The following is a 20,775-nucleotide window of genomic DNA, read 5'->3' as shown; positions in this document are numbered from 1 at the left end:
GGGGGCGGGGGGGAGCCTGTTTATCGGCGTGAGCGACGTGTCGCTGGACACGCTGTGGCGGGGCGATACCGCTGCGCAGGCCCGGCGGGTGCTGCTCGTGAGCCGCGTGCCGCGCACGGTCGCGCTGGTGCTGGCGGGCAGCAGCATGGCGATCGCCGGCCTCATCATGCAGATGCTTGTGCGCAACCGCTACGTCGAGCCCGCGACGGCGGGCACGCTGCAATCGGCGAGCCTCGGGCTGCTGGTGGTATCGCTCGTTGCGCCGGGGCTTTCCGTGTTCGGGAAGATGCTGGTCGCGGCAGGTTTCGCACTCGCGGGCACGCTGTTGTTTTTGCGGATCCTGCGTGCGGTGCCGCTGCGCGACATCCTGCTGGTGCCGCTGATCGGCATCATGCTGGGCGGTGTGATCAGCGCGGTGACTACGTTTTTCGCGTATCGCTATGACTTGCTGCAATCGCTGCTCGCGTGGACGACGGGCGACTTCTCCGGCGTGTTGCGCGGACGCTACGAGCTGCTCTGGCTCGGCTTCGTTTTTGCGCTAGCTGCCTATGTGCTGGCCGACCGGTTGACGGTGGCCGGCATGGGGCGCGACTTTACGACGAATCTGGGGCTCAACTACCGGCGTGTCGTCAACCTGGGCTTCCTCATCGTCGCGCTGGTGAGTGCGACGGTGGTGGTGACGGTGGGCATGATCCCTTTTCTCGGGCTGGTCGTGCCGAATATCGTGAGCCTCGTCATCGGCGACAACATGCGCCGCGCGATCCCTTGGGTCGCGATATTGGGCAGCCTCTTCGTGCTGGCTTGCGACATGCTGGGGCGGACGATCCGTGCGCCCTATGAAATCCCGATCGGCACAGTTGTGGGCGTGACCGGCAGCGCGCTCTTTCTGTACCTGCTCCTGCGCAAGCGCCGCCATGCCAACTGACGTCTCAGCCAAACCCGCGCCAGAGGAAGTGCCCGCACCCGCGCGTGCGGACAGCGGGGCTGGTGCCGCGACCAGCGAACAGGCCGCCCGACGTGTTCCCGGCGAGGGCGCGCATAATCAAGAGGGCGGAGTACCCCGTGCGGCCAACGGGAACGCGCAGGGCAAACAGGCCGCGCCTGCCGCGCGCAGTGGCCCGGCCTGCGACCGCGACACTGCGGCCAATAAGCGGGTCGAGCACCCCCGCAGGCCGAGAGTCGTGCTGGCGGTGCTCCTCGTATTGGCGCTGGCCGCGATGTTCGCCTTCATGACGCTGGGGGCGCAGGGCAGTTGGAGTTTCATCCTGCCCTTTCGGGCGACCAAGCTGGCGGCGCTCCTGCTCGTCGCCTACACCGTGGCGGTGTCCACCGTGCTGTTTCAGACGGTGACCAATAACCGCATTCTGACTCCGGCAGTCATGGGCTTCGACTCGCTCTTCGTGCTGGGGCAGACGCTGCTCTTCGCCGTGCTCGGCTCGCAGGCCACGCTGTCGATTGACCCGCGCCTGCGCTTTCTCGCGGACACCGTGCTGCTGGTCGTTTTTGCGGGGCTGCTGTACCGCTGGCTCTTCTCGGGCGGGGAGCGCAGCCTGCACCTGCTGGTGCTCGTCGGCATCATCTTCGGCGTGCTCTTTCGAAGCCTGGCAAACTTCGTGCAGCGCATCCTCGACCCCAACGAGTTTGCCGTCCTGAGCGACACGCTGTTCGCCAGTTTCAACTCGATTGATAAAACGCTGCTCGCGATCTCGGCGCTCATCGTGGCGCTGGTCACGCTCGCGGGTGCGCGGTTGTTTCACACTTTCGACGTGCTCGCGCTTGGCCGCGCCACAGCGATCAACCTCGGCGTGGCGCACCGGCGCGTGGTCACGCTGGTCTTGATCCTGGTCTCCATCCTCGTGGCCGTGTCTACGGCGCTGGTCGGCCCCGTCCTGTTTTTCGGCCTGCTGGTCTCCGCGCTCGCACATTATCTCGTGGGCAGCCACCGGCATCGGCACCTGCTGCCCGCGGCGGTGCTGCTGGCGGTCGTGCTGCTGGTCGGCGGCCAGGTCGTGCTTGAGCGGGTATTCGCGTTTAACACTGCGCTGGCCATCGTCATCGAGTTTTTGGGCGGCGTGGTCTTCATCCTCATGATCCTCAAACAAAGCCGCGCGCGATGATCGTCACCCACTCCGTTTCCAAGGCCTATGGCCGCACGCTTGTCGTCGATAACGTCTCGCTTACCATCCCGGGCGGCGGCCTGACCTCGATCATCGGCCCCAACGGCGCGGGCAAGTCCACGCTGCTGTCGCTCATGGCGCGGCTGCTGCCGATGAATGCGGGCACCGTCACCGTCGATGGGCTCGACGTCACCCAGACGCCCGATGCGCAGCTCGCGCAGCGCCTCTCGATCCTGCGCCAGGACAACCACCTGTCCTCGCGCCTGACCGTGCACGACCTCGTAAGCTTCGGCCGCTACCCGTACTCCAAAGGGCGGCTGACGACCGAGGATAAGGTCTACATCGAGCGCGCGCTGGCTTATCTCGAACTCGAACCGCTGGCTGGCCGCTTCCTCGACGAACTCTCCGGCGGCCAACGCCAACGCGCCTTTGTGGCGATGGTGCTTTGCCAGGACACCGACTACGTGCTGCTCGACGAGCCGCTCAACAACCTCGATATGAAACACGCCCGCGGGATGATGAAGATCCTGCACCGCGCCACGCGCGAGCTGGGCAAGACCGTCGTGCTCGTGCTGCACGACATCAATTTCGCCGCGTGGTACTCCGACCGCATCATCGCGATGCGCGAAGGCAAAGTCTGGGCGAGCGGCAGCGTGGAGACCATCATCCAGCCCGAAATGCTGGGCCAGATCTACGACATGGAGATCAGCATCCACCGGATCGGCACCCGCCCCATCGCCCTGTTCTACGAATAGAGCGGGCGGAGAGAAAACCGCGCAGCAACCACCCACACACGCGCGGGAAATATGCGCTGGCTCCCCGCAGGTCACTTAAGAATAGTGGACTATGCTTAACCGGCATTTGCGATGAAAGATTTTCTAGATCAACAGATTAAGGTGCACCTGAAACGGCTGAATCCGTGGTGGGAGACGGGAAAACTCGATTTTCCGGCTGCCGGGCTGCGACCCCGGGCCTATTTGGGGCAGGTGCTCGCCTTGTTAAGTGATGAGTCACTGCACCGGGCGGTGGTGCTGCTGGGGCCCAGGCGGGTGGGGAAGACAATTCTCATCCAGCACTTGATAGGTGAGCTCCTCCGCAGAGGGATTTCCGGACAGTGCTGTGCGTATGTGGAGATGGATCATCCGCTTTTACATGGGCAGACGCTGGAGAGCCTTATCGCACAGATAGAGCAGGCTACGCCACAGGGGCAGGGCCTGAGGTTTCTGTTTTTCGACGAAATCCAATCCCACAAGGACTGGGAAAAACACCTGAAGCCGCTGGTCGATCACCGCCCTGATTTGCGGCTACTCGTTTCGGGCTCGGCGGCCGCTGCGCTTAAGCGCCAGAGTACAGAATCAGGGGCGGGGCGTTTTACGGACTTTCTGCTCCCTCCGCTGACTTTTGATGAGTACCTGTCGCTGCGCGAGGAGCCCAGCGAGATCGAGGAGGGAGAAAATACCGCGGGCGATGCGCCGCAGCATGGGAGGTATCGCGTGCGGGATTTGGCCAGGCTCAACTCGCAGTTTGCCGATTACATAAACTACGGGGGCTATCCTGAGCTGGCCTTGTCGGACACGGTGCGGGGGAATCCCGTGCGCTTCGTAAAGAGCGACATTGTCGAGAAGGTGCTCCTGCGTGATCTCCCGCAGCTCTATGGCATCCAGGATATTCAGGAGCTGAATGCATTGTTTACGCTGCTGGCGTTCAACACCGCCGAAGAGGTTTCCCTAGAGCAGATCTCACAACGCAGTGGTGTGGGGAAACCGACCATACAACGCTACATCGAGTACCTGGAGTCTGCCTTCCTGATCAGGCGGGTTTTCCGCGTGGATCAGGACGGGAGGCGTTATCAGCGCTCGCGGAGTTTTAAAGTTTACCTGACCAATCCAGCAATGTTCGCCGGACTGTTTGGCGCGAGGAGTGCTGATGATGCCGAGTTCGGGCACTTGGTCGAAACGGCGATTTTCGCGCAGCGCTTTCACACCAGTGCGCGGCTCAACTACGCGCGTTGGGGGAAACGCGATTACGAGGTGGATCTTGTGGAGTCTTCCCAAGGGCTGCGCCCGACAGGGGCTCTGGAGATCAAGTGGAGTGACCGGAATGCGCAGCGGCCCGAAGAGTTGCGGGGGCTCATCCGGTTTGCCCGGCAAAACGCATTACCAGAAGTCTGGGCAACGACGCGTGGCGTTTTTTCCAATACAGAGGTCGAGGGAGTGCGCATTTACCAATGGCCTGCCGCAGTCATGGCCTATCACGATGGAGTCAATGCCGTGAACAGCGCGGGGCAGCTTTCGCTCTGATCCGGTTCGGCTACTGGCGCGCCGGATCATCTGCCGAGCTCGGTGTGCAGGGCGGGGCGCAGGTGGGTACAGCGTTGTTTGGACTCGGCGTTGCGCACGGCCATCGCGTAGGCGGTGGGGTCGCCGACGAGGAAGACTTTTTTCTTCCCGCGGGTGATGGCGGTGTAGAGCAGGTTGCGCTGGAGCATCATGAAGTGCGCCTTGAGCAGCGGGATGATGACGATGGGGTACTCGCTGCCCTGGGACTTGTGGATGCTGATGCAGTAGGCGTGGGCGAGGTCGCCAAAATCGCGGCGGGTGAGCGTGTGTGTCTCGCCGTCGAAGTCGGCGCTGAGCGTGCCTTCGCGACCATCGATGGCGGTGATGGTGCCGATGTCGCCGTTGAAGAGGTTCAGGTCGTAGTTGTTGCGTAGCTGGATGATTTTATCGCCCGCGCGAAACTCGATGCCGCTCCAGCGGATGCCTTGGGGCTGCGGGTTGAGCGCGGCCTGGAGCTGGGCGTTGAGGTTGGCGACTCCGGCGGCGCCTTTGTGCATGGGCGCGAGGACTTGCAGGTCGCGGATGGGGTGCGGCCAGCGGAGCAGCCGGGGGATGTGCTGGGAGCACAGGTCGAGGATTTTGGCGACGCAGTCCTGCGCGTCTGTCGCGGCGATGAAGGAGAGATCGGCCCAGGCCTGGAGCGTGTCGAAGTCTTGATGGAGGGGCGGCGTGGCGGGGTCTCCGGCGTTGATGGCGTGGGCGGTGGTGACGATGCCGCTTTGGCCTTTCTGGCGGTAGATGGCGGAGAGCCGCGTAACGGGAAAGGTTGTTGCCGTGGTCGCCGCCGTTGCCGCCGCTGCTGCTGCGGCCGCGGCGGCGGTGGGCGCGTCCCCCGTAGTTTGGGCGACGGCGATGAGGTCGTTTAACACATCGCCGGCGCCGACGCTGGGGAGCTGGTCGGTGTCGCCGACGAGCAGGAGGTGTGCGCGGTTGGGGACGGCGGCGAGGAGCGCGGCGGCGAGCCGCACGTCGAGCATCGAGGCTTCGTCAACGATGAGGAAGTCGGTCGCCAGCGGTGAGTTTTCGTTGGCGGCGAAGCGGCCTTTGGCGGGCTCGAACTTGAGGAGCCGGTGGATCGTGGAGGCGTAGCCGCCGGTGGTTTCGGCGAGGCGCTGGGCAGCGCGGCCTGTGGGTGCGGCGAGGTGCACGCGGGTTTTCTTCGCGCGCAGGATGTCGACCAGCGCGCGCAGGATCGTGGTCTTCCCCGTGCCGGGGCCGCCGGTGAGGATCGAGACTTTATGCGCGAGTGCGGCGCGCAGCGCGCTGGCCTGGAGCGGGTGGAAGGTGAAGCCCGCCTTTTGCGCGGCCCAGTCGACCGCGGCGTCGATCTTGATTGAGGGCAGGCCGCTGGGGGTTTGCAGGAGGCGGGAGATGGCGGCGGCGATGCGCGATTCGGCGCGGTGGTTTAGCGGGAGCTGGAGGATCTGGCCTTGCGCGTTTGTGGCGCGGGGCGGGGCGTCGTGGGCGACGATTGCCCGGGCGGCGATCAGCGCGTCGATGCGGGCTTCGACGAGGTCGCGCTCGGTGTTGAGGAGTGCGGCGCTGTGGGCAGCGAGCTCGGAGCGCGGGTAAGCGCTGTGGCCGTCTTCCTGGAGCGTTTCGAGGGCGTAGAGCAGGCCGGCGTCGAGGCGCGGGGGCGCGTCGTTGGCGAAGCCCAGGTTGATGGCGATCTGGTCGGCGGTTTTGAAGCCGATGCCGTCGATCTCGCGGGCGACGCGGTAGGGGTTTTCGCTGAGGATCTGTTTCGCCTCGGCGCCGAAGCGGTTGACGAGTTTGACGCAGCGCGCGGGCGTCACGCCGTAGGTTTGCAGGAAGATGTACAGCTCGCGCTCGGCGCGTTTTTCGTCCCAGGCCTGTTTAATGGAAGTGGCGCGTTTTTTACCGATGCCGGGGACGCGGCGCAGGCGCCCGGAGTCTTCGCTGAGGACGCGAAAGGTGTCGGCGCCGAAGGCATCGACGATCTTGGTGGCGTAGACTTTGCCGATGCCGGGCACGAGGCCGCTGCCGAGGTACTTGCGGATGCCGTAGACGGAGGCGGGCAGCTCGCTCTTGAACTCGGCGATGCGAAACTGCGGGCCGTGCTGCGTGTGGTGCGTCCACTCACCGCGCAGGTGCAGGGTCTCGCCGCATTCGACGCCGGGCAGGGCGCCCACGATGGTGACCTTGGGCTCCTCGCCGTCGCGTTCGTCGCGCGTGTGGGCGGGGCCGCCGCGCAGGGCTTCGGGGCGCAGCTCGGCGATGGTGTAGTGGTTTTCCTCGTTAAAGAAGATGATGCGTTCGAGGACGCCGACTAGTGTTTCTGCGTTGGTGGGGGCGGCGCACATGGGACGGGAGGCGGGCGCGTGTGGGTGGGCGCCGCGTTTGCGAAAGGCATGCTTTGGATTGTGCTACCGGAGCGCGCGAGATTTATTGCGCCCAACCAATTCCTAACCGCTGCGCATTTATGGACGAACTGCATAGCTCCACGCTCCTGTCTATTATCCAACTGGCGATCACGCCGGTGATCCTGATCTCGGGTATCGGGGCCTTCATGATCACGCTGACCAACCGCATGGCACGGATCGTTGACCGCACGCGCACGCTGGCCGCTCAAGTGTGGCAGGTGCAGGGCGAGGATCGGCAGCACCTCGTGGGCCAGCTCGCGATCTTGTGGACGCGCTCAAAGCTGATCCGGAGGGCGGTGACTTGCGCGGGGCTGACGATGCTCGTGGCTTGCTGCCTGGTGATCGTGATCTTCATCTCCGCGCTGCTGGAGAAGGATCTGGCGGTGCTCATGCTGATGCTGTTCATGGCGAGCGTGCTGATGCTGATCTCGGCACTGTTTCTGTTTTTGCGGGATATTTATTTGTCGCTGCGCGTGCTGCACCAGGAGGTGCGCCGCTCGCTGCCCGACTCGACTGCGCCATTTATCTGAGAGGGCGGGGGGAGGGCGACCCGCGGAGAGGCCCTGCACGATGCGCAGGGCGCATTTTCGGGGCGGGCAGGGCGGCCGTTGCGGTGAATATCAAGAGGCTCAGGGATACTACGGAGCCGGGGCTTTTGTCCTTGTTGCGGCCTGGCGCGGGCGGAATATCCGCGGCCCTTTTTACCGCCCCGTAGCAAGCGCCCTCGCTGCGTTCGCTGCTTGAGGCGCACCGCAAACCCTAACCCCTTCTTCGATGACGCTACGTTTCTGTTTCTCGCGGCTGCTTGTTTTGGCTGCGGCCGTGTTTGCTGCTACCGCGCTCGCGCAGGCGCAGTCTGCGCCAGCCTCCCGCGCTGCTGCATCCGGCGATGGTAACCGCGCCTCGCCCGCCCGCGCCGAGGGCGACACCGTCACACTTTCCCCCTTCGAGGTCTCGGTAAACCAGCCCGCCCGCTACCAGGCCGATGAGGCGGCCTCCGGCGGGCGCATCCGCGCACAGGTGATGGGCACGCCCTCGACCGTGACCGTGTTGACCAACGAGTTTCTCCAGGACGTGGGGGGCAGCCGCATCGTCGATGCCGCGCTCTACGTCGCCGGTGTTTCGGAGGCGACCTTCCCCAACGGGCTGGATGCGGTAAACATCCGCGGCTTCCAGTCGCAGGGCCGCCGCATTGATGGCTTCTCGACCTTTGCGCAGGCCAACTTCGATCCGGCGGTGATCGAGCGCATGGAGATCATCATGGGGCCCGATGCGCTGCTCTCACCGACGGGCGTCCCGGGCGGCACGATCAACCTCGTGAGCAAGCCCCCCAATTCGCGCCCGGCGGCTACCTCAAGCTCCGCCTCGGCCAGTACGATGCCAACAAGATCGAGGCCGACGTCACCGGCCCGATCAGCGAGCGCTTCGCCTATCGCGTCATCGCATCGGCGACCGACAGCCACAGCTACGTGAAGGACACCTACAGCAAGTCCTGGCTCTTCTCGCCTTCGCTGACGTGGCGCCTCGCCCCGCAGACGCAGTTCACCGCCCGCTACGAGTACTACGATGCGGAGTCGTCCAACCTTGAGGGCATCCCGGTGGATCCCTCCGTCGGCACGAATACGGGCTTCAAAACGCTGGAGGGCGTCCCGCTCGATTTTAACTCCGCGCCGGACGACAGGTACTCCTTCCGCCGTGGGCTCACACACGCGCTCAATGTGCTGTTTACCTCGACGATCACCGAAAACCTCTCGGTGCGCCTCGCGGGCCGCATCGCCGAGATCGATACGCCCAACTCCGACTTCCGCTGGGGCCTCTCCACGCCGGGCGGCAGCCGCAATCCCCACACCGGCGCGTGGGAGGGCGGCGTCATTTGGCGCAATGCTTCCACCGACCCGCTGGCCCCAAACTGGGTCGCCGATCCCGCCCCCGCGCTCAGCGACACCATCACGCACGTGGGCACCTACAGCACCGCGTGGCGCCGCGAGCGCGACCTGCAAAACGACTGGTCGTACATCGTCGACAGCGACCTCGCCAAATCGACGACCCTGCTCGGCTTCGCGTACAGCTACGGTCACCAAAACTCGCAAAACAACACGCAGCGGTTGCCCTCGTTTGCCGTTGCCGGATTTTCGCGCCCGGGCACCGCGCCCGTCAGCGATCCGGTCACGACCGACAACCGCGGCCTTACCACCCGCTACCAGGCCTACCTCAGCGAAGTGCTGGAGCTGTTTAACCACCGACTCGTGCTCAGCGGCGGCGTCTCGCACGTGAGCTTTAACAGCCTTAACGGAAACAAACTCGCGGCGGCGACCAGCGACTCCGTCGCGGGCCAGCTCTACCCGACCTCCGGCAGCAAGGCGACCTGCAACTACGGCGTCGTGGTGAAGGCGCTGCCCAACGCCGCGCTCTACTACGGCCACAGCGAGAGCGCAAACCCCTCCACCGGCCGCGCGGTCTACCTGGGCACGCGGCCCAACTTCTCCGTGGGCAAGCAGGACGAGGTCGGCCTGAAAGTGCAGCTCTTTGAAAACCGGCTCATCGCCAGCATCGCCTACTACGAGATCGACCAGAGCTCCTACGCTGTCTTCAACCCCGCCAACCTCGCCGTGCCGCCGCCCACGCCGCAGCTCCCCGACCTCGTGCTCTCGCGCGAAGCCAGCGGCTGGGAGTTTCAAGTCACCGGCAGCCTCACGCCCAGTCTCTCGATCATCGCCAGCTACGCGGATACGAAAAACCGCGACCCGCGCGGCGTCATGCTGCGCGGCTCTCCCGAAGATACGGCGGCGCTCTTCGTGCGCTACGGCGTCAGCAGCGGCCCGCTCGCCGGCCTCTCCGCAGGCATCGGCGTAAACTACAGCAGCAAGCGCGCGGGCGATAATCCCCCGGGCGGCTACACGGCGCTTTCCACTCCGGATAACCTCATCCCGAACTTGCCCTCCTTCTACCTGCCCTCGCGCACGCTCGCCAACGCCTACGTGAGCTACGCGCGCGGCGCGTGGAGCTACCGGCTCGATGTAAACAACCTCACCGACGAGACGCACTACACCAGCCTCTCGCGCAGCATCATCCAGGTCGGCAACCCCCGCAACGTCTCCGCCTCCGTCACCTACACGTTCTAGAGGCGCGCTCGCAGTGGTGGTGAAACGTTACTGGCTTGTTCCCATCAATCGTTTCACGAGTGGGACGAGGCACAGGAGTGCGGCGGTGGCGGCGAAGACGAGGAGTGCTTGTTGACCGAAGAAGTCGGCCAGTCCTTCGCCGCCGCCTTCGTTGCCAAAAGTGCGCGCGAGGTAGCCGGAGAGGAAGTTGCCGATGGAGGTCGCCAGAAACCAGCCGCCCATCATCACGCCGACCAGTCGCGCAGGTGCGAGCTGCGTGACCGTGCTAAGCCCGACGGGGCTCAGGCAGAGTTCCCCAACGGTTTGCAGCAGCAGCAGCCCGATCAGCCACAGCGGGCTGACCAGTCCCTGATCGGCGAGCCGCGCGGCGGGCACCATCAGTGCAAACGAGAGCCCGACGAAGCCGAGGCCAAAGGTGAACTTGAGCGGTGCAGAGGGCTGCCTCTGCCCGAGCCGCAGCCACAGCCATGAAAACGCGGGGGCCAGCGCGATGATGAATACCGAGTTTACCGATTGGTACCAGGCGGAGGGAAACGCGTGGCCGAGGAAGCGGTTGTCCGTAAAGTCGCGTGCGAAGAGATTGATCGAGGAGCCCGTTTGCTCGAACACGGCGAAGAACACGATGCTCGCGGCGAAGAGCACAAAAATCGCCGCCGTCCGCCGCCCGTTTTCACCGCCGTAAATCGCGTAAACGATGACCGCGAGCGTGATCGCTGCAGCGAGCACGCCAACGAGGCTGGGCACCTGGTTCGTGGCCCAGCCAAGAGCGCCGAGCAGGGCGAGGTAGAGGCCGCTGCGCGCGAAGTTTCCCAGTTTTTGAGAGCCAGAGATCGCGGGTCCGTCGCCGATGCCGCGCAGCGTGCGCGCATTGCGCAGGTAGACGATCAGGCCGATCGTCATCCCGATGCCTGCCGCCGCGAAGGCCCAGTGCCAACTGTGCTGCGGGTCGAGCCCGCGCGCGGTGAGCCAGGCCTGGAACCACGCGTGTTGCGCGAGGAAGCCGGTGATCAGCGGGGCGACGAGCGCACCGAGGTTTATCCCCATGTAGAAAAACGAAAATCCGGCGTCGCGCCGCGCGTGTTCGTCGGGCTGGTAGAGGCTGCCGACCATCGTGCTGATGTTGGGCTTGAGCAGGCCGGTACCGATCGCCACGAGGCCGAGCCCAAGGTAGAAGCTCGCGGTCGAGTGCAGCGCCATGGTGAAGTGCCCGCAGGCGATGATCACTCCGCCTACGAGCACGGATTGGCGTGCGCCGATGATCCGGTCGGCGATGTAGCCGCCGAAAATCGACAGCATGTACACGAGCATCGTGTAGTAGCCGTACACCAGCGCGGCGCGCTCGGTGCTAAACCCGAGTCCACCCTCTGCCGCGGCAGTCGTCATGAACAGGACGAGCAGGGCGCGCATCCCGTAGTACGAAAAACGCTCCCAAAGCTCGGTGAAAAACAGCGTGCGCAGGCCGGGGGGATGCGCGGTGGTGCGCGGCTGGGCGCAGTCGGTCGGGGTGGTCTGGACAGCGGCGTTTGTGGAGGAGTGGGCGGCAGAGGCGGTGGAGTGGGGCGCGGAGTCGCTCGCCGAATCACTGCCTGCCGAGTGGTGAGGTGTTGGAATCATTCGTTGCTGAGAAGTGGCACGCGCCGATGCGTGTTTTTCGTGCGCTTCGCTAGCCGCGTAAGACAAACGGGGGAATCCGTTTTTTGTCATCTAAGCGAAATCCGCAGCGAGCGCGGCTCGCCAACGGCGCCGTGGCTGCTGCTGCTGCTGCCCGTCGTCCGGCCCCCATTTCGTTATCGGGCCGGGCTCTGGTGTCCGGCCCGGCAGCCCTTTGCCTCGCCGGCCCTTTCGATTGCGGAAACGCCCCGCTGCGCCTATCGCTTCTGTGCCATGAAACTCACACTCGAGGTGGATGACGCCCTTATGGCCAAGGTGCTGGACATCAATTGCACTCAAGATCCACAGCTCGCCATCAACAATTCGCTCTACGATACCTCTGCCAAAACAAGGATCGAAGATGATTTGCGCGCAGGTGAGGCTTTTCTCTACAAGCCTGCCAAGCCGGGCAGCCCTACGTTGTTTGAGGTGGTTCATTCGCTCGAAGAGCTTGAGGCCGCGTCGTAGTCGCTGGCGCATTTAGCCGCTGCTCCCGGCGCTTTTCGCACAGCTTCCGCTCCTGCTTGTTTTGCCTCCCCCAGCGCATCCGATCCGGATGCGCTTTTTTTGTGCACGCCTGGCGTCGCGAACCGTGCGCATGCGGTGCAGCGCTCCGCAGCATTTCGCGTCGGTGTTTTGCGGAGCGCGCGAGCTGCGATTCGCCGAAGCCTTCCTCGTTCTTTTTCCCACTCCGTGTGGCTACGTAGTAAAAGGGTCTTTGACCGCAAATCGGCAGCTTTTAGGCTGCCCGGAACATGACAGTGGCATTGGCAAACCCCGCGCGTGCGACGCTCTCGACTGCCTCGGCAGGGACGGCGACGCTCGTGCTATCGGGCCGCTGGAGTGTCATGGAGCCTTGCCCCGGTGCGGCGGCGACCCTGGCCGAGCTCGCGGCGAGCCACACCACCCGCCTGCGGTTCGATTTTTCCAAAACGGCTACCTGGGACAGCTCGCTGTTGCTTTTTGTCTTCGACCTCAAGTGCGGCTGCGAGCGGGCCGAGATCGAGTGCGACCTGGCCGCCGTCCCGCCGAGCTTGCGCGACTTGCTTGCCCAGCTCGCCCGCTCGCACGAAAGCAGCGAGCCGCGCGACCGCTCGGAAAACTTTTTTACGACCGTGGGGCGCGAGACGCTCGATGCCCTGTGCAAGGTGCGCGAGCTGTCGGCTTTTGTCGGCGAGTGCGCGATCAGCTCGGCGGCGCTGCTCAAGCAGCCGCGCAAGTTTCGCTGGCGCGATTGTCTGGAGCAGATGCAGCTCTGCGGCACGATGGCGCTGCCCATCGTGAGCCTGATCAGCCTGCTGGTCGGGCTCACGCTCGGCTACACCGCTACGCTCATCCTGCGGCAGTATGGCGGCGAGATCTACGTGGCCGATATGGTGGGCATATCGATGCTACGCGAGATGGGCGCCCTCATGACCGCGATCGTGATCGCCGGCCGCTCCGGTGCGGCCTTTGCCGCGCACCTCGGCAACATGAAGGCAGGCGAAGAGATCGACGCGCTGCGCACACTCGGCATCTCGCCAGTCGATTTTCTCGTGATGCCGCGGCTGGTCGCGCTGCTGGTCATGATGCCGCTGCTCGCGCTCTACGCGGATTGCCTCGGCATCCTCGGCGGCATGCTCATTGCCTCGACGGTTCTCGACATCTCGCCCTCAGCCTACTGGGTCGAGATGCTCACCATCGTGGACATGTCCGACCTCGCGGCGGGCCTGATCAAGGCGGCGACCTTTGGCGCGATCGTGGGAGTCGCGGGCTGCCTGCGCGGCCTCCAGGCCGAGCGCAGCGCGATGGGTGTCGGGCTCGCGGCGACCTCGGCCGTGGTCACGGCGCTGCTCTTCATCATCCTTGCCGATGCCGTTTACGCGGTGCTCTTCGACATCTTGGGAGTCTGAAAAATGCCTGTCTCCGTTGCCGAAAAAAAATCTGCCGAGCGCACCCAGACAATGGGCGTGCCGCCATCGGGACGCGTCGCCAACGAGCGGTACGCCCAAAGGCCAGCCGAACGACTGCGCCCAACGAAAGAGCCAAAGGACGCGGCGGCAACGACGCCGCGCACAATGAGTGGGGCTGTGCCCCCGCTTGAGGTTTGCGACCTGGCGTGCGGATACGAAGGCCAGGCGGTTTTGGAGAATCTCAACTTTTCGGTGCGGGCCGGAGAGGCCTTTTTCATTATTGGCGGTTCGGGCTGCGGGAAGAGCACCCTGCTGCGAAACCTCATCGGGCTGGTGCAGCCGCTCGCGGGCGCAGTACGTTTTTTTGGCGAGTCGCTCGGCAGTAACGATCTCGAGTGCCTGCGGCGGCGCAGCCGCAGCTTTGGCGTGCTCTACCAGAGCAGCGCGTTGTGGAGCTCGCTCACGCTGCGTGAAAACGTCGCGCTGCCGTTGCGCGAGTACAGCCGCCTGAGCCCGCGCGAGATCAATGAGCTCGCTACGCTCAAGCTCAGCCAGGTCGGCCTCTGCGGCTTTGAAGACTACTACCCTTCGGAGATCAGCGGCGGCATGAAGAAACGCGCGGGCCTCGCACGCGCGCTCGCACTTGATCCGCCAATCGCCTTTCTCGATGAGCCCTCGGCAGGGCTCGACCCGATCACCGCCCGCAAACTCGATGAACTCATGCTGCAAATCCGCGACCTCTTCGGAACGACGCTCGTCGTGATCTCTCACGAATTGGGCTCGATATTTCGCGTCGCGGATCGGCTTATCCTGCTGCATCCGGCAGCCCGCGGTATCATCGCCGAAGGCCCGCCTGCCGAGCTCGCCGGTGCGAGCAGCGATCCCCGCGTGCGCGAATTTTTGCAACAAGCCCCCATTACCTCATGATCCGCGACATCAACTTTCCTCCGGCGCAAAAATCACCCACTGGTTGGCATCTCTCCCTTGGCCCGACGGGCCGCCAGCGAGCGGCCCGCCAGATGAACCGGTCTAACGACCGCGACCTCGCCAAATAAACCAGTCGAAGCCTTTGAAAACCAAACTCAGTCCTGCTGCTATCGGTGCCTTTGTGATCGGTGCCTTCGCGCTCGGCGTCATCGGCCTGCTGTCCTTTGGCGGGATCAGCTTTTTCCACAAACCCCAGCGCTTCGTCGTCGATTTTGACGAGAGCATCCACGGCCTCGATCTCGGCTCTCCCGTCAAGCTGCGCGGCGTGCGCGTGGGCCGTGTGGTGGATCTGAGCGTGCGCTTTGATCAGGTGGCCAAGCGCTCCGTCGTCAGCGTTTTTTGCGAGTTCAACCGCTCCGTCATCACCGATGCACATGGAGTGGAGCTCGATGTGAGCGACCCCGCGGCGATCCAGCACCTCGTCGACGAAGGGCTGCGCGCGCAGCTCGGCATCCTCGGGCTGGCGACCGGCCTGCTCTATGTGGAGCTCGACTTTGCCGAGCCGCCCGCTTCTCCCTCCACGCCCGCGCCTGCCGCCGCTCGGCCCCTCCCTGTCGCCGGACACGCGGATGCGCGACCGCAGGCTGGCGCGGCTCCCAGCCCCGCGACTGGTGCGCGCCGCTACGTCGTCGTCCCCGCGCTGCGCTCCACGCTCGCCGAGCTTCAGGTCAACTTCACCGAGCTCCTCGCCAACTTGAAAGGCGTCGACCTCGCGGGTCTCTCGCAAGACTTGCGTGCGCTCACGGTGAGCACCCGCGTGCAAATCGAGGCGCTCGCCACCGAGTGGCGCGGCGTCGGCTCCAGCCTGCAAGCGCTCCTGTCCCAGCCCGAGGCGGCCACGCTGCTGCCCACAATTGACGAAACGCTCACCGAGCTGCGCCACGTGCTCGTGCGCCTCGACGAGCAGCTCGACAGCAGCGGACAAGGACTCGACGCCGCGTTGGTCGAAGCCCGCACCACGCTCGAAAGCCTCAATGCAGCCAGCCTTCGTGCCACCCAGTTTATCGAGACCAACCGCGACCTGGGCGAAGAGGCGACCCTCGCCCTGCGTCGCCTCGCTGATGCGGCGGCCGCCGCTGAGCGGCTCGCCGATACACTCTCACGAAACCCCAACGCCCTTCTTGTGGGTAAAAAGAAAGAGCCCAAATGATCCCCTTCGCTTCCACGTCCGAGCCTTTCCTCCCGCCGAGGATCTTGGCGCAGTCCAAACCCGTCCGCCCCGTCTCCGCCCTGTCGTATCAGATAAGGGCACTGAGGGCCGCGGCGGCTCGGTTTACGAGCTCGCCGCCGCGCAAAATAAAGGGGGCTCCGCTCTTTCCGCGCCGGTGTCGCTGCATTGCCCGTGCCCTCTTGATGAGCAGCGCGCTGCTCGCGCTCAGCGCGTGCAGCGTCTTCCATCCACAGCCCGATCGCGTCCGCTATTTCACGCTCGGCGAGCCTGTGGGCGAGCCTTCGGGCGACTCGGTGTTTAAACTGGCGCCCATTTCGCTGCCCGGGCACTTGCGCAACCGCGCGCTTGCGATCCGCGTGGGCGAGCACGAGATCATCTACGATGAGTCGGTGCGCTGGACCGAACCGCTCGACGAAATGATCACGCTCGCCCTGCGTGCCCAGCTCGCCAGCCGCTCGCGTACCCGCCTCAACGCGCCGCCGCCTCGGCCTGCGCCGCGCCTCGTCGGCCTGCGCATCGAACGCTTCGAGCTCGTGCGCGAGAGCGCGGGCGAGCGCGGCGGACGGATTGAGCTCACCGCCCAGTGGAGCCTCGACGGGCTCCCTCGCGCAGCCTTCCGCTCGACTCCGCGCGAATGGGACGGCCGCGACGTAAAGGAGCTGGTCGCCCTCATGAGCGGCGCCCTTGAGGAGCTCGCCCTCTCTTGCGCCGCCGAGCTCCAAGGAGCCCTGGAGTAGGTTGGAGTGGCGGCGCCGAACGAAAGGAAAGGTCAGGGCACTTGCGTCAGCGCCTGGTGCAGTGCGGGCAGGCCGGCGAAGACGCGAGCTGCGCCTGCTGTACGTAGCTCCCCGGCGGAGTGCGTCCCCGTCGTCACTGCCCAGCAGGGGAAGCCCCCGTTGCGAGCGGCCTCGACGTCGAAGGGCGAATCACCCACGAGCAGCGTTGCCGCAGGAGCCGCGCCGAGCTGGGCGAGCACATGCGCGGCGAGTTCGGCTGCGGGTTTGAGCCAGGGCGTGTCGCCCGCCGCATAGATGCCCGCAAGGAGCGGAGTCAGCCCGAGGTGCGCGCACACGCGGCGCGAAGTTGCACTGTCCTTGTTGGTGTAGACGGCGAGTTGCACCCCGCGCGCATGCAGGTCGCGGACGAGCTCCAGCGCGCCTGCCATGGGCCGCAGGTCTTCGAGCAAGATTTTCTGGGTAAAGGCGCGGTGGATGGGCAGGGCGGCTTCGATCTGATCCTCGGGCAGGAAGTGCCGCATCGCCTCGCGCAGCCCGCCACCGATTGCGCGGCGGACTTGGGCGAGTGTCGGCGCTGCCTGGCCAAACTGTGGCAGCGTGTGGCAGTAGGCGCGGTGAATCGTCGTAAACGCATCGACCAGCGTCCCATCCAGATCGAGCAGCACAGTCGATATGCCTTGGGCCAGGGATGCCTGGCCGTACCGCGTAGGATTAAGCGCGTTTGAGCACATGGTGTTTTCCTGCCGCGCGCGGAGCGGGGCGCAGGTGCTTCTTTGTTGGCGAGGACCCCGCCGCACTTGCGCTCACGAAGTCTTGCCCCTGCGCCGCAGGGAGGAGGGAGCTGCTTGCTCCGAGCTCCGCGCGAGCGTGAGTGTCACCGATTCTTGAGTGCTGCGGCGATGCGGGTGAGGGCGGTTTCGACGTTGGCGCGGGAGTTGAAGGCGCTGATGCGCACGTGGCCTTCGCCGCATTTGCCGAAGCCGGCGCCGGGGGTGCAGACGACTTGGGCTTCATTGAGGAGTTTGTCGAAGAAGGCCCAGGAGTCGGTGCCGGTGTTGATCCAGATGTAGGGGGCGTTGTCGCCGCCGATGCAGGGCAGGCCCAGCGCGGTGATGGCCTCGCGGATGAGCTTGGCGTTGCCCAGGTAAAAGTCGGTCAGCGCGCGGGTCTGTGCCTGGCCCTCCTCGCTGTAGATGGCGGCGGCGGCGCGCTGGATCGGGTAGGCGACGCCGTTAAACTTGGTGGTGTGGCGGCGGTTCCACAGGGCGTGCACGGAGTGGGGGGCGCCGCTGCTGTCGTAGGCTTGCAGCGACTTGGGCACGACGGTGTAGGCGCAGCGGGTGCCGGTGAAGCCAGCGATTTTTGAAAAACTGCGAAACTCGATTGCGACCTCGCGCGCACCCGGGATTTCGTAAATCGAGCGCGGGATCTGCGGGTCGCGGATGAAGGCTTCGTAGGCGGAGTCGTAGAGGATGATGGCGCGGTGCTCGCGGGCGTAGGTGACCCAGGCGGCGAGTTGCTCGCGGGTGGCGACGGCGCCAGTAGGGTTGTTGGGGAAGCACAGGTAGATGAGGTCGGCGGGCGTGCTGGGGATGGCGGGCACGTAGCCATTGGCCGGGGTGCACTCCAGGTAGGTGATGCCTTGGTAGCGGTCGTCGATGTTGGGGCCGGTGCGGCCTGCCATGACGTTGGTATCGACGTAGACGGGGTAAACGGGATCGGGGATGGCGAGCCGGATGTCGGGGCCGAAGATTTCCTGAATGTTGCCGGAGTCGCACTTGGCGCCGTCGGATACGAAGATCTCGTTGGGCTCGATCGGGCAGCCGCGCGCGGCGTAGTCGTGGGCGGCGATTGCCTCGCGCAGGAAGGGGTAGCCCTGCTCGGGGCCGTAGCCTTTAAACGTGTCGCGGCTAGCCATCTCGTCGGTCGCGGCGTGGAGCGCGGCTACGCAGGCGGGCGGCAGGGGCTCGGTGACGTCGCCGATGCCGAGGCGGATCAGCGGCTTGTCGGGGTGCGCCGCAGTGTAGGCGGTGACGCGCTTGGCGATGTCGCTAAACAGGTAGGAGGCTTTGAGTTTGGTGAAGTTTTCGTTGATGCGGATCATGTTGGTAAAAAGGGGAGGCTGAAAAAGGGGCGCATGCGGGCGTTCCCTGAACGCGGCCCCTGCGCGAGCAGGAAGGCGCGGTGGCTGCGTGTTTCTCCCAATCGCGGGAGCGTAAATGGAAGTGCCGCAGACGCCGGCGAGGAAACGGTTGCGTTGCACCGAGTTCAAGCGCGAGCTTGGCCTTCCGGGCTACGGCCCGTGTTCGTCTACACTTTTCCTGTTTTTTAAAAACTCACCTGCCAACCGCTCCCGCCGCCGCTCTGCCCATGAACACCGTTAACAGTATTTCCGAGATGCAGCCGCTCACCCGCGAGTGGCGGCAGGCGCAGCGTCGCGTGGCGCTGGTGCCCACGATGGGCGGCTTGCACGCGGGGCAGGCTGCGTTGATCCGCGCGGCGCGCGCGGCGGCCGATGTGGTGGTGGTCGCGGCCTTTGTAAACCCACTGCAATTTTCGCCAAACGAGGTCGTCGAGCACTACCCGAGCGATCCTGCGGCCGACCGGCAGCTCTGCGAGGAGGCGGGCGCCGATGTGTTTTTCGCTCCCGCAGCCGCCGAGATTTACCCGCCGGATTACTCGACCTTTGTCACTGAGGAGCGCCTCGCCGCGCCGCTGTGCGGCGTATCGCGCCCGATGCACTTTCGCGGTGTGGCAACCCTCACCACCAAGCTGCTCAACATCGTGCAACCGCAGGTGATTTACTTTGGGCAAAAGACCGCGCAGCGCGTCGCCGTCGTGCGCAAGCTGATCGCCGACCTCGGCTACTCGGTCGAGGTGGCGGTGGTGCCCACCGAGCGCGAGCCCGACGGGCTGGCTTACGGTCTGGTGAATCGCGAGTTTACCGCTGCACTGCGCTCGCAGGCCCTCGCCGTCTACCGCGCCTTGACCAAGGCCAGAGCGATGGTCGAGGCCGGCGTGCGCAGCCCCGACCGGCTCATCGCCGAAGCCACCCACATCCTCGGCGAAGAACGGCGACTGCGGGTAATCTATATCGCCATCGTCGACCCCGATACGATGGAACCGCTGCGCGAAGTCCTCCCCGGCAAGTCCCTGCTGGCCATCTCCGCCTGGGTCGACGAACACCGCCTCGTCGACAACATCCTCCTGTAAGCACGCCGGCCAACGAGCCGCCGATAAACGAGTCAAAGCCGACGGCGCACTCGTTGGTGCGCCGTCCTGTTCCCTCGTTCCGCTTACGATCTTCAAATTTGACTGAACATTGCCGACCGGAGGTCAGGAGTTCTCAACTGTGCGGTTTGCCCGTCGGGCGGAACGCCCGACGGGCAAACCGCACAGTAAATGGAAGTGGTCACGGACCACCGCCCCACGCGCAGTGGCCGGGAGGGGATCCTTCCTAAAGAGTTGAGGTCGCTGACTGTGCGGCTAGCACAAGGGGGCACAATAAACGCTATGGCTCGGCTGCCCCAAACATCCTCCTCACTCGCTACATTAATTAACCTGGCCCATGAGCTCGGCCGCGAAGAGCGGCGGCTCGCGATTCTCGGTGAGGGCAACGTCTCGGCCCGAGTGGTTGCGGCACACGGTGACGGTGGTGCGGCAGGGGCCGCCGGATCGGCTACGTTTTTCGTAAAAGCGAGTGGCTCGAATCTGGCGACACTCGATGCTGCCGGACTGACCGAGTGCCGGACGGGTGGGCTGCTCGCCGCGCTTGATCAGCGTGCGGGGATGAGTGACGCGCAGGTGGACGCGGCGCTGCTCGCCTCGCGCGTGGCAGGCGAGGCCGCGCGCAAGCCTTCGGTCGAGGCCATGTTTCACGCGTGGCTACTGACCCTGCCCGGCGTGAATTTTGTCGGGCACACGCATCCTGTGGCGGTGAACGCAATCCTGTGCTCACCGCGGGCGCGAACTTTTGCGGCGCGGCGTTTGTTTCCCGATGAGATCGTGTGCTGCGGGCCCGCTTCCGTCTTCGTTCCCTACGTCGACCCGGGGCTCAAACTTGCCCAAGCGATTCGCCGCGCCGTGCTCGCCTTTGTCAAAAAGCACGCGCAGCCGCCGCGCGTGATCCTGCTCGAAAACCACGGCCTCATCGCGTTGGGGGCGACGGCTCCGGCAGTGCTGGCGACAAGCCTGATGGCGACGAAGGCCGCCGAGGTTTTTCTCGGTGCGGCGAGCCTCGGCGGGCCGCGTTTTTTGAGTGCGGCGCAGGTCGCACGCATCGCGGGCCGCCCGGACGAAAAGTACCGCGAGCAAATCCTCGGCCTGTGTTGACTGGCTGCGCGGCGCGCGCCTATCGGCCGACTGCCGTGTGGTGT

At 65.1% G+C, this 20,775-nt stretch carries 19 protein-coding genes; 15 read left to right on the top strand and 4 right to left on the bottom strand.

Features of this window, described 5'->3' with window-relative positions; genetic code table 11:
* Window positions 1-16: 16 nt before the first annotated feature.
* The 4 genes from AXK11_RS06635 to AXK11_RS06620 all read left to right on the top strand — a co-directional run bounded on the left by AXK11_RS06635 (window position 17) and on the right by AXK11_RS06620 (window position 4,417).
* A complete protein-coding gene (locus tag AXK11_RS06635; protein ID WP_231865786.1) occupies window positions 17-925 on the top strand; it encodes an ABC transporter permease in 909 nt (302 codons plus the stop codon).
* A 292-nt stretch (window positions 926-1,217) separates the two neighbouring features.
* Window positions 1,218-2,117: an iron chelate uptake ABC transporter family permease subunit gene (locus AXK11_RS06630; protein ID WP_082780990.1), complete on the top strand. Its 900-nt coding sequence runs from the start codon at window positions 1,218-1,220 to the stop codon at window positions 2,115-2,117.
* On the top strand, window positions 2,114-2,872 hold the full coding sequence (locus AXK11_RS06625; protein WP_068630542.1) for an iron ABC transporter ATP-binding protein: 759 nt from the start codon (window positions 2,114-2,116) through the stop codon (window positions 2,870-2,872). The genes AXK11_RS06630 and AXK11_RS06625 overlap by 4 nt, the downstream gene beginning before the upstream one ends.
* Before the next feature lie 111 nt (window positions 2,873-2,983).
* The gene (locus AXK11_RS06620; RefSeq protein WP_068630540.1) at window positions 2,984-4,417 is read left to right on the top strand and encodes an ATP-binding protein; all 1,434 of its coding nucleotides are present in this window, start codon (window positions 2,984-2,986) and stop codon (window positions 4,415-4,417) included.
* A gap of 26 nt (window positions 4,418-4,443) precedes the next feature.
* Here AXK11_RS06620 and recD2 read toward each other — a convergent pair whose 3' ends face one another.
* The gene (recD2, locus tag AXK11_RS06615; protein ID WP_068630538.1) at window positions 4,444-6,780 is read right to left on the bottom strand and encodes an SF1B family DNA helicase RecD2; all 2,337 of its coding nucleotides are present in this window, start codon (window positions 6,778-6,780) and stop codon (window positions 4,444-4,446) included.
* A 119-nt stretch (window positions 6,781-6,899) separates the two neighbouring features.
* On the opposite strand from recD2, the gene AXK11_RS06610 reads away from it, so the two are divergent.
* The 3 genes from AXK11_RS06610 (at window position 6,900) to AXK11_RS06600 (ending at window position 9,962) form a co-directional block, all read left to right on the top strand.
* A complete protein-coding gene (locus tag AXK11_RS06610; protein ID WP_068630536.1) occupies window positions 6,900-7,370 on the top strand; it encodes a DUF2721 domain-containing protein in 471 nt (156 codons plus the stop codon).
* A 244-nt stretch (window positions 7,371-7,614) separates the two neighbouring features.
* A complete protein-coding gene (locus tag AXK11_RS06605; RefSeq protein ID WP_068630534.1) occupies window positions 7,615-8,313 on the top strand; it encodes a TonB-dependent receptor plug domain-containing protein in 699 nt (232 codons plus the stop codon).
* Window positions 8,310-9,962 (top strand): TonB-dependent siderophore receptor, encoded by a 1,653-nt coding sequence (locus tag AXK11_RS06600; RefSeq protein WP_068630532.1) that lies wholly within the window; start codon window positions 8,310-8,312, stop codon window positions 9,960-9,962. Before AXK11_RS06605 ends, AXK11_RS06600 begins: the two co-directional genes overlap by 4 nt.
* A 27-nt stretch (window positions 9,963-9,989) precedes the next feature.
* On the opposite strand, the gene AXK11_RS06595 is transcribed toward AXK11_RS06600, so the two are convergent.
* Window positions 9,990-11,576: a peptide MFS transporter gene (locus AXK11_RS06595; RefSeq protein WP_082780988.1), complete on the bottom strand. Its 1,587-nt coding sequence runs from the start codon at window positions 11,574-11,576 to the stop codon at window positions 9,990-9,992.
* 270 nt (window positions 11,577-11,846) lie between these two features.
* Here AXK11_RS06595 and AXK11_RS09800 point away from each other — a divergent pair, with 270 nt between their 5' ends.
* From AXK11_RS09800 to AXK11_RS06570, 6 genes are all read left to right on the top strand, one after another.
* The gene (locus AXK11_RS09800; protein WP_156469236.1) at window positions 11,847-12,080 is read left to right on the top strand and encodes a hypothetical protein; all 234 of its coding nucleotides are present in this window, start codon (window positions 11,847-11,849) and stop codon (window positions 12,078-12,080) included.
* Between the two features lie 287 nt (window positions 12,081-12,367).
* A complete protein-coding gene (locus tag AXK11_RS06585; RefSeq protein WP_068630527.1) occupies window positions 12,368-13,504 on the top strand; it encodes an MlaE family ABC transporter permease in 1,137 nt (378 codons plus the stop codon).
* A gap of 3 nt (window positions 13,505-13,507) precedes the next feature.
* On the top strand, window positions 13,508-14,431 hold the full coding sequence (locus AXK11_RS06580; protein WP_231865785.1) for an ABC transporter ATP-binding protein: 924 nt from the start codon (window positions 13,508-13,510) through the stop codon (window positions 14,429-14,431).
* Window positions 14,428-14,559 (top strand): hypothetical protein, encoded by a 132-nt coding sequence (locus AXK11_RS10290; RefSeq protein ID WP_269446596.1) that lies wholly within the window; start codon window positions 14,428-14,430, stop codon window positions 14,557-14,559. The genes AXK11_RS06580 and AXK11_RS10290 overlap by 4 nt, the downstream gene beginning before the upstream one ends.
* Before the next feature lie 14 nt (window positions 14,560-14,573).
* Window positions 14,574-15,641 carry an MlaD family protein gene (locus AXK11_RS06575; protein ID WP_068630522.1) on the top strand — a complete coding sequence of 356 codons (1,068 nt, stop codon included), beginning with the start codon at window positions 14,574-14,576 and terminating at the stop codon, window positions 15,639-15,641.
* Window positions 15,642-15,844: 203 nt separating this feature from the next.
* Entirely contained in the window at window positions 15,845-16,399 is a 555-nt protein-coding gene (locus AXK11_RS06570; protein ID WP_068630520.1) for a PqiC family protein, read from the top strand.
* Between the two features lie 32 nt (window positions 16,400-16,431).
* On the opposite strand, the gene AXK11_RS06565 is transcribed toward AXK11_RS06570, so the two are convergent.
* Together AXK11_RS06565 and AXK11_RS06560 are read right to left on the bottom strand one after the other, a co-directional pair.
* Window positions 16,432-17,130, bottom strand: a complete 699-nt coding sequence (locus tag AXK11_RS06565; RefSeq protein WP_082780985.1) for an HAD family hydrolase — start codon at window positions 17,128-17,130, stop codon at window positions 16,432-16,434.
* 143 nt (window positions 17,131-17,273) lie between these two features.
* Window positions 17,274-18,503 (bottom strand): LL-diaminopimelate aminotransferase, encoded by a 1,230-nt coding sequence (locus AXK11_RS06560; RefSeq protein ID WP_068630518.1) that lies wholly within the window; start codon window positions 18,501-18,503, stop codon window positions 17,274-17,276.
* Window positions 18,504-18,769: 266 nt separating this feature from the next.
* On the opposite strand from AXK11_RS06560, the gene panC reads away from it, so the two are divergent.
* A complete protein-coding gene (panC, locus tag AXK11_RS06555) occupies window positions 18,770-19,612 on the top strand; it encodes a pantoate--beta-alanine ligase (protein WP_068630516.1) in 843 nt (280 codons plus the stop codon).
* Between the two features lie 300 nt (window positions 19,613-19,912).
* Window positions 19,913-20,731: a class II aldolase/adducin family protein gene (locus AXK11_RS06550; protein ID WP_068630515.1), complete on the top strand. Its 819-nt coding sequence runs from the start codon at window positions 19,913-19,915 to the stop codon at window positions 20,729-20,731.
* Window positions 20,732-20,775: the final 44 nt, after the last annotated feature.

It is taken from the genome of Cephaloticoccus primus, from assembly GCF_001580015.1.
Taxonomy (GTDB): domain Bacteria; phylum Verrucomicrobiota; class Verrucomicrobiia; order Opitutales; family Opitutaceae; genus Cephaloticoccus; species Cephaloticoccus primus.
The sequence above is the reverse complement of the archived record's forward strand: the minus strand, read 5'-3'. Positions and strand labels throughout refer to the sequence as shown.

Coding starts and splice junctions, on each gene's coding strand:
- AXK11_RS06630 (WP_082780990.1), top strand. CDS start 1,218: ATGTTCGCCTTCATGACGCTGGGGGCGCAGGGCAGTTGGAGTTTCATC.
- AXK11_RS06625 (WP_068630542.1), top strand. CDS start 2,114: ATGATCGTCACCCACTCCGTTTCCAAGGCCTATGGCCGCACGCTTGTC.
- AXK11_RS06620 (WP_068630540.1), top strand. CDS start 2,984: ATGAAAGATTTTCTAGATCAACAGATTAAGGTGCACCTGAAACGGCTG.
- recD2 (WP_068630538.1), bottom strand. CDS start 6,780: ATGTGCGCCGCCCCCACCAACGCAGAAACACTAGTCGGCGTCCTCGAA.
- AXK11_RS06610 (WP_068630536.1), top strand. CDS start 6,900: ATGGACGAACTGCATAGCTCCACGCTCCTGTCTATTATCCAACTGGCG.
- AXK11_RS06605 (WP_068630534.1), top strand. CDS start 7,615: ATGACGCTACGTTTCTGTTTCTCGCGGCTGCTTGTTTTGGCTGCGGCC.
- AXK11_RS06595 (WP_082780988.1), bottom strand. CDS start 11,576: ATGATTCCAACACCTCACCACTCGGCAGGCAGTGATTCGGCGAGCGAC.
- AXK11_RS09800 (WP_156469236.1), top strand. CDS start 11,847: ATGAAACTCACACTCGAGGTGGATGACGCCCTTATGGCCAAGGTGCTG.
- AXK11_RS06585 (WP_068630527.1), top strand. CDS start 12,368: ATGACAGTGGCATTGGCAAACCCCGCGCGTGCGACGCTCTCGACTGCC.
- AXK11_RS06580 (WP_231865785.1), top strand. CDS start 13,508: ATGCCTGTCTCCGTTGCCGAAAAAAAATCTGCCGAGCGCACCCAGACA.
- AXK11_RS10290 (WP_269446596.1), top strand. CDS start 14,428: ATGATCCGCGACATCAACTTTCCTCCGGCGCAAAAATCACCCACTGGT.
- AXK11_RS06570 (WP_068630520.1), top strand. CDS start 15,845: ATGAGCAGCGCGCTGCTCGCGCTCAGCGCGTGCAGCGTCTTCCATCCA.
- AXK11_RS06565 (WP_082780985.1), bottom strand. CDS start 17,130: ATGTGCTCAAACGCGCTTAATCCTACGCGGTACGGCCAGGCATCCCTG.
- AXK11_RS06560 (WP_068630518.1), bottom strand. CDS start 18,503: ATGATCCGCATCAACGAAAACTTCACCAAACTCAAAGCCTCCTACCTG.
- panC (WP_068630516.1), top strand. CDS start 18,770: ATGAACACCGTTAACAGTATTTCCGAGATGCAGCCGCTCACCCGCGAG.
- AXK11_RS06550 (WP_068630515.1), top strand. CDS start 19,913: ATGGCTCGGCTGCCCCAAACATCCTCCTCACTCGCTACATTAATTAAC.